Annotated in this window: 5 protein-coding genes and 1 pseudogene; all 6 read left to right on the top strand. The window is 74.7% G+C overall.

Annotation, left to right across the window (positions count from 1 at the left end; translation table 11 throughout):
* The first annotated feature begins 166 nt into the window (after nt 1-166).
* On the top strand, nt 167-1,825 hold the full coding sequence (locus tag GA0115240_RS08945) for an AMP-binding protein (RefSeq protein ID WP_093736119.1): 1,659 nt from the start codon (nt 167-169) through the stop codon (nt 1,823-1,825).
* A gap of 7 nt (nt 1,826-1,832) precedes the next feature.
* Nucleotides 1,833-2,771, top strand: a complete 939-nt coding sequence (locus GA0115240_RS08940; RefSeq protein ID WP_093736118.1) for a hypothetical protein — start codon at nt 1,833-1,835, stop codon at nt 2,769-2,771.
* On the top strand, nt 2,765-3,031 hold the full coding sequence (locus GA0115240_RS08935; protein WP_093736117.1) for a MoaD/ThiS family protein: 267 nt from the start codon (nt 2,765-2,767) through the stop codon (nt 3,029-3,031). Before GA0115240_RS08940 ends, GA0115240_RS08935 begins: the two co-directional genes overlap by 7 nt.
* 89 nt (nt 3,032-3,120) lie before the next feature.
* On the top strand, nt 3,121-3,696 hold the full coding sequence (locus GA0115240_RS08930; RefSeq protein WP_093736116.1) for a DoxX family protein: 576 nt from the start codon (nt 3,121-3,123) through the stop codon (nt 3,694-3,696).
* 104 nt (nt 3,697-3,800) lie between these two features.
* Entirely contained in the window at nt 3,801-5,411 is a 1,611-nt protein-coding gene (locus GA0115240_RS08925; protein ID WP_256069620.1) for a hypothetical protein, read from the top strand.
* 389 nt (nt 5,412-5,800) lie between these two features.
* Nucleotides 5,801-6,264: pseudogene (locus GA0115240_RS36110) on the top strand (hypothetical protein); the annotation flags it as partial.

Genomic DNA, 6,264 nt, shown 5'->3' with positions numbered 1-6,264 from the left:
TGCCGCTGCTCACCGAGGCTTTCGCGATCCCCGACCGTGTGCTGCGCAGCCCGCTCGCCTCGGACGACTACCTGCAGGCGTACGAGGACTGGCTGCTCGGCGCGGGCCCCGACGATGCCGTAGCCCCCGAATCCGCCGATCCCGCGACGGCGGCCCGGAGCGAACGATGAGCGCGGCGGCCGACACGCTCCCCGCCGTACTCGACGAGGCGGCCCGCCGGGACGGCAGCCGCCGGCTGGTCTTCCCGGAGGCCGGCCAGAGCTGTACCGTCGCCGAACTCGCCCGCCGCTCTGCCCTGTTCGCCGACGTGCTGCACACCCGCGAGGTGGGCCGCGACGAAGTGGTGGGCCTGCTCGCGGAGCCCGGGGCCGCGTTCTTCACCGCCTTCTTCGGGGTGCTGCGCCACGGCTCCGCCGCCACCGCCATGCCCGCGCTGACCGGGCTGGGCAGCGCCCGGGCCCAGGCCGAACGGCTCGCCCCGCTCGTCGACACCACCCGGATGCGCCACTTGGTCGTGTCGCCCGAACTCGCCGCCTGCGCCGAGCAGCTGCGGCAACTGCGCCCCGCGCTGCGGCTGATCGCGATGGACCAGGCCGGGACGGTCGAAAGGGCGGACCACAGCGACCCGGCCGCGCTGGCGGTCGTCCAGTTCACCTCCGGCAGCACCAGCGCGCCCCGCGGTGTCACCCTCACCCACGCCGCCGCGGTGCGGGGAGTCGAGGCGCTGGCCCGGGCCTGCCAGGTCACGCGGGACGATGTCTGGGTCAACTGGCTACCGCACTACCACGACTTCGGGCTGGTCACCGATCTCGTCCAGCTCTTCCACGGCGGCGACCTGCACGTCCTCAGCCCGCTCACCTTGATCCGCCGCCCCCGCGCCTTCCTGGAGTACGTCGCCGCCAGCGGCGGGACCTGCCTCGCGGGTCCCAACTTCTGCTACCAGCGGATGGCCGAGGTCGCCGACCCGGACTGGATCACCACCCTGGACCTGTCCCGGCTCCGGCTCTGCCTCAACGGGGCCGAACCGGTCCAGCCCGAGACCCTGGAGCGCTTCGCCCGCGCCGTCGAAGCCGCCGGCGCCCCCCGGCACGTCCTCTGCCCCGGTTACGGCCTCGCCGAGGCGACCCTGGTGGCGGCGCTGTCCGTACCCGGTACCCCGCCGCGTATCGCGTACGTCCACCGGGAGTACCTGGCCGCCGGGCGCATCGAACGCGTGCCGGCCGGCGACCGCGCCGCCAAGGCCCTGGTCTCGGCGGGCCGGCCGGTCGACAGCGTGCGCACCCGCGTCATCGACGGCGACGGCAAGCCCTGCCCGGAGGGCGCCCTCGGCGAGATCCAGCTGCGCGGCGACTCGCTGACCACCGGGTACCTGCACGACGAGGCGGTGACCGCCGCCTCCTTCGACGGGCCCTGGCTGCGCACCGGGGACCTCGGCTTCCTGCTCGACGGCCACCTCTTCATCGCCGGCCGCTCCAAGGAGATGATCATCGTACGGGGGGTCAACTACTTCCCGGAGGACGCGGAAGCCGTCGCCCGGACCGTGGCCGGCGTCCACCGGGAGCGATGCGTGGCCTTCGCGATGCATCCCACCGAGCCCGACGAGCACCTGATGCTCGTCGCCGAGTCCGCCGCCGAGGACCCGGCCGAACACGCCCGGCTGGCCCGGGAGATCGCCGGCCGGATCTCCGAGCACCTCGGCCTGACCGCGGTCGAGGTGCGGATCGTGCCGCCGCGCTGGCTGCCCAGGACGACCAGCGGCAAATGGCGCCGCGGCGCCGCCCGCGACCGCCTGCTCGCCCAGGCGCCGCCGACCGGGGGACGGTGAGCCGGCCGTGGTCCGCAGCGTGATCGAGCGGGTCAGGAGCAATCCCACCCAGTTCGGCGAAGTGGAGATCCACCCGCGCACCCTGCTGTCCCTCGCCGTCGACGGCTGGTCCGCCTGGCTGGAGGAGCATCTGCGGCCCGTCCCCGAGCTGATGGGCCGCTACGGCACCGGTTTCCCGCTGGCCACCGCCGACCTCCGCTTCCTGCGGCCGTTCACCTTCCTCAGCGCGAACGCCTTCACCCGTGAGACGACGGTCGTCTTCCGCCGGCCCCGCGATGTCACCGTCACCTGCGACACGGTCTTCCGCCGCGTCGCCGAGGACGGCCGGGCCGGCGAGGACTTCGCCGAGGTGCGGCTGACCGCCACCGTGTCCCGCTTCACCCCCGGCACCCTGTGCGCCGCCGTGCTCGGCGCCCTGCCGGCCGAACTCCTCGCCCGGCTCGGGCCCGACGAGCGGGGCGCGGACCGCCGGCACTCCACCCTGGCCGACCGCGTCGCCGCACTCGAAGCCACCGCCGAACGCGTGACGGCCGACCACCACCGGACGGTGACCGCCCACCGGCACCTGTGCGAACCGGGCGACCAGTGGACCTTCGTGCCCGTCCCCGACCTGCTCGCCGAAGCCCGGGAAGCGCTGCTGCTCGCCGAGGAGGCCACCGCCCCCGAGCTGTTCGGCACCCTGGCCCTGGGGCACCGGCGGCTCACCTTCGACCTGCACCAGCCGCTCGGCCTGCTGGACAGCGCCCACCTGACCACCACCGCCTACCAGGACGACACCGGGCCCGCCTTCGTGCACCGCATCACCTCGCCCCGCGGGGATCCGCACGCCCTCGCCCTGGAGACCCTGCGGCCGTCGGCCGCGCTTCCACCGCCCCCGCGGGTCCCGGAGAGCCGGCAGAGCCCGGAGCCGCTGGGGACCGCCGCACCAGGAGGACCGCCATGGTGATCGTCTGCGCCGGCTCCCTGCTGCGCTACGTCCAGTACCAGCGCCAACTGCGCTACCCGGCCGGCACCGTCCGGGAGGCCCTCACCGCGCTCACCGAGCAGCACCCGGTGCTGGCACCGCTCCTGCTCACCCCCGGGGGAGAGCTGCGGCCCTCCCATCGCCTCATCCTGCACGACAGCCTGCTCGGCCCCGCCGAACTCGACACCCCCGTGGGCCCCGACGACCGGCTGGAGATCCTCACCTCCATCTCGGGCGGCTGACAGCCGACCGGAGACAGCCGGCGCCTGACCGTTCGTCGCCCGCGGGCCGGCCGACGTGTGCGCGGGCCGGACAGGGGCACGCGCACGGCATGGCCGTTCTCAGGAAATTCGCCCGCCCCCTGCTCGCCTCCATGTTCATCAGCGGCGGCTACGCGACGCTCCGGCACCCCGAGGCGGTCGAACCGGCCGCGAAGCCGGTCGCGCTGCCCATCGCCGCGCGGATCAAGGCGCTGCCCGACGACCCCCGGCAACTGGTCAGGATCAACAGCGCCGTCCAGCTCGGGGCCGGCACCCTGCTGGCCCTCGGCCGCTTCCCCCGGGGAGCCGCCCTCGCCCTCGCCGCCACGCTGGTGCCGACCACGCTGGCCGGACACCCCTACTGGACGATCGAGGACCCCGACGAGCGGGCCCGGCAGCGCGTCCACTTCTTCAAGAACCTCTCGATGCTGGGCGGACTGCTGCTCGCCGCCGCCGACACCCACGGCAAGCCGTCGCTGGCCTACCGCACCCGGCGCGGCACCCGGCACGCCGCGGACACGGCCACCGATCGCGTCCAGGCCGCGTGGGACGGCCTGTACGCGGGCGCCGAGAGCGTCACCGACAGCGTGAAGGACCACCTGGACAGCGTCACCGACGGCGTGCGGGACCATCTGCCCATCGGCTAGCCCGGACGCGACCCGGCCTGTCGGACCCCGGCTGTAGGCTGCCGGGCACAGAGAGCGACCCCTCGAAAGGGGCGTCGTGTCCTACGGCTTGAGGGGGAGTCGCGGTGGCCTGGGACCAGCAGGGCGGTGCGGGAGCAGGCGGCGGCGCCGGGGGATTTCCCCCGCCGCCGCTGCCACCGGCGTATCCGCCGCCCTTACCACCGCCGCCGGCGCCGCCCCGGCCGCCGGACGTCCCGCGGGCCGTCGCCGTGGCCCTGCTCAACCTCAGCGGGCTCGGGCTGGGTTACGCGCTCCTGCGGCGCTGGCCCGGCATGGCCGCGTGCTGGCTCGCGACCGGCCTGCTGCTGTTCGTGGCCCTGCCCGCCGAACCCGACGGCGTCCCGGGCGGGGCGGTCCTCGGCTATCTGCTCTTCCTGGCGGTCGCCGCCGTGCACGGCGGCATACGCGGCCTGCGCACCCCGCTGGCCTGGCCCCCGCGGTCGGCGGTCGCCGTCGTCCTCGGCCTGGTGCTGCTGGCCGCCCCGGCCGGCGGCGCGGTCCTCTACAACGGCGCTCGCGACCAGGCCACCCAGCGGATGCTGCTGGACCGGCTCGCCCGGGCCGATCACCTCGTCGTGACCGCCAGGAGCAAGCCCTTCAGCGCGGCGCAGGGCGAGTACCGCAGCGCGCTGGCCGCCTACCGCGAACTGCGCGACGACCACCCGGACTCCAGGGCCGCCCGGGCCGTTCCCGCACGGCTCAGGACGTACTACGCGGCGGTCGCGGCGCCGTACGCGCAAGGGAAGTTCTGCGCGGCGACCGCCCCGCTGAGGTATCTGCGCACGCTGCCCGCCAGCTTCGGCACGAAGGACCTCGGGGCGCTGGCCGGCTGGCCCGACGACCGGCTGGCCACTTCGCTCTACGCCTGCGGCTCGGCGGATCTGCACGACGCGGGAAGCGCGGGCCCGGCGGCGGCGGACGACCTCGGTGAACTGCTCGCCACCTTCCCGAAGTCGCCGCAGGCCGCCAGGGTCGAACCGGCCGTCAGGTCGACCATCGCCGAGGCCGCCGGGGCGCTGAAGGGCAAGGACCCGTGCGCCGCGACCGACCGGCTCCGCACGCTCGGCCGGCGCGCCTCCGGGCTCGGCGCCCGGGACACGGTCGCGGCCGGCGGGCTGAAAGCCGATGTCCGCACGGCGGACGGCTATGTGCGCACCGGGACGTACGCCTGCGGCGTGCACCAGTACCGGTCCGGTGACTTCGGCCGCGCGCTCGACACGATGAACGGCTTCGTCAAGGCGTACCCGCACGACCGGAACGGGCCGCTGGCCGGCAAGATAGCCACCGCCGCGGAGATCGCCCGGCACGAGCCCGCCGCCGGCCAACACCTGCCGACGACGGCCTCGGGCGGCGGCATCTCGGTGACGGTCAGCAATGACAGCCCCGACGAGGTCGAGGTCCTCTACACCGGCCCCGTCACCGGACGGTTCACTCTCAAGGGCTGCGGGGCCTGCTCCACCTACTCCAGCCAGTCCCAGGCGTCGCGCACCGCCTGCGGGGACAGCGGCAAGCACTATCCCCGGAAGACCCTCAGCCTCCCGCCCGGCACCACGTACTTCCTGCACAAGCCCAGCAGTTCGTCCGGCGACACACCGGGGGAGGACACCGCCACGCTCCAGTACGGCTATGTCTACACGGAGTGCGCCTACACGGTGGAGAGCGGGTTCGGTCTCTAGGGCGGCGGGCGGCCGGCGCCGGTGGCGGTCTTTGCAAGAGCATCACAGGTCGCACGCAACCTCTCCCGAAGCGGCTGTTAGCGTTTCGCGCTGCCCGGTCGCGGGCGAACGTGAGCACGACTTCCGCTGTATCCCGTGGCGCAGCCGGCACAGAAAGACCGCGAATGGACTACTGCTTCACCTGCCGTCGGACCTTGAACGGGGCCCTGGTGTGCCCCGGGTGCGGTGCGTACGCCCCGGACATAGATCCGCGGGGAGCCATCGCGCGGGCCAGGGCGGCGCGGCGGTCGGGCCGTGCGGAGGGCGCCTCGCCGCCGGTCGCCGGGACCGAGACGCCGCACCGGGCGCCGGACCCGGGTGCGGCGGATCGACGCAGCGGTGCGGACCGCGTGGACCCTGAAGACCGCACGGACCCCGAAGGCCCCGAAGATCCCGAAGACCGCGAGGTCAGGGAAATTCGCGACGATGCCGCATTCGCCGGGGCCGTCCCGGCGGCCGAGGAGATACCGGCGGGGACGAAGGCCGGCGCCGCGCATGAACCGACCGGGTCGGAAGTGGTGCCGGCGGAATCCGGCGACGCGGTGCAGCGGATCGCCCCGACCGTCCCCGTCGCCCCGACCTCGCCGATCACCCCGACCGCCCCCCTGATCGCCGCGCCGGAGCGGCGGGATGCCGAGGATCCGGCGGGCGGCGCAGAACCGGGCGCCGCTGCGGACCCGGCCGACGAGACCGGCGCGGCCGATGCGACCGCTGAACAATCCTCCGCCGACGGCGAGTTGCTGCCCGCCCCCGGGCCGGACACTCCTGGGCCGGACACTCCCGGATCGGAGGGTCCCGAGCCGGTCGGTCCCGA

The sequence above is a fragment of the Streptomyces sp. DvalAA-14 genome (assembly GCF_900091855.1).
Taxonomy (GTDB): domain Bacteria; phylum Actinomycetota; class Actinomycetes; order Streptomycetales; family Streptomycetaceae; genus Actinacidiphila.
Note: the sequence above shows the minus strand (reverse complement) of the source record. Positions and strands in the feature narration are given on the sequence as shown.

Coding starts and splice junctions, on each gene's coding strand:
- GA0115240_RS08945 (WP_093736119.1), top strand. CDS start 167: ATGAGCGCGGCGGCCGACACGCTCCCCGCCGTACTCGACGAGGCGGCC.
- GA0115240_RS08935 (WP_093736117.1), top strand. CDS start 2,765: ATGGTGATCGTCTGCGCCGGCTCCCTGCTGCGCTACGTCCAGTACCAG.
- GA0115240_RS08930 (WP_093736116.1), top strand. CDS start 3,121: ATGGCCGTTCTCAGGAAATTCGCCCGCCCCCTGCTCGCCTCCATGTTC.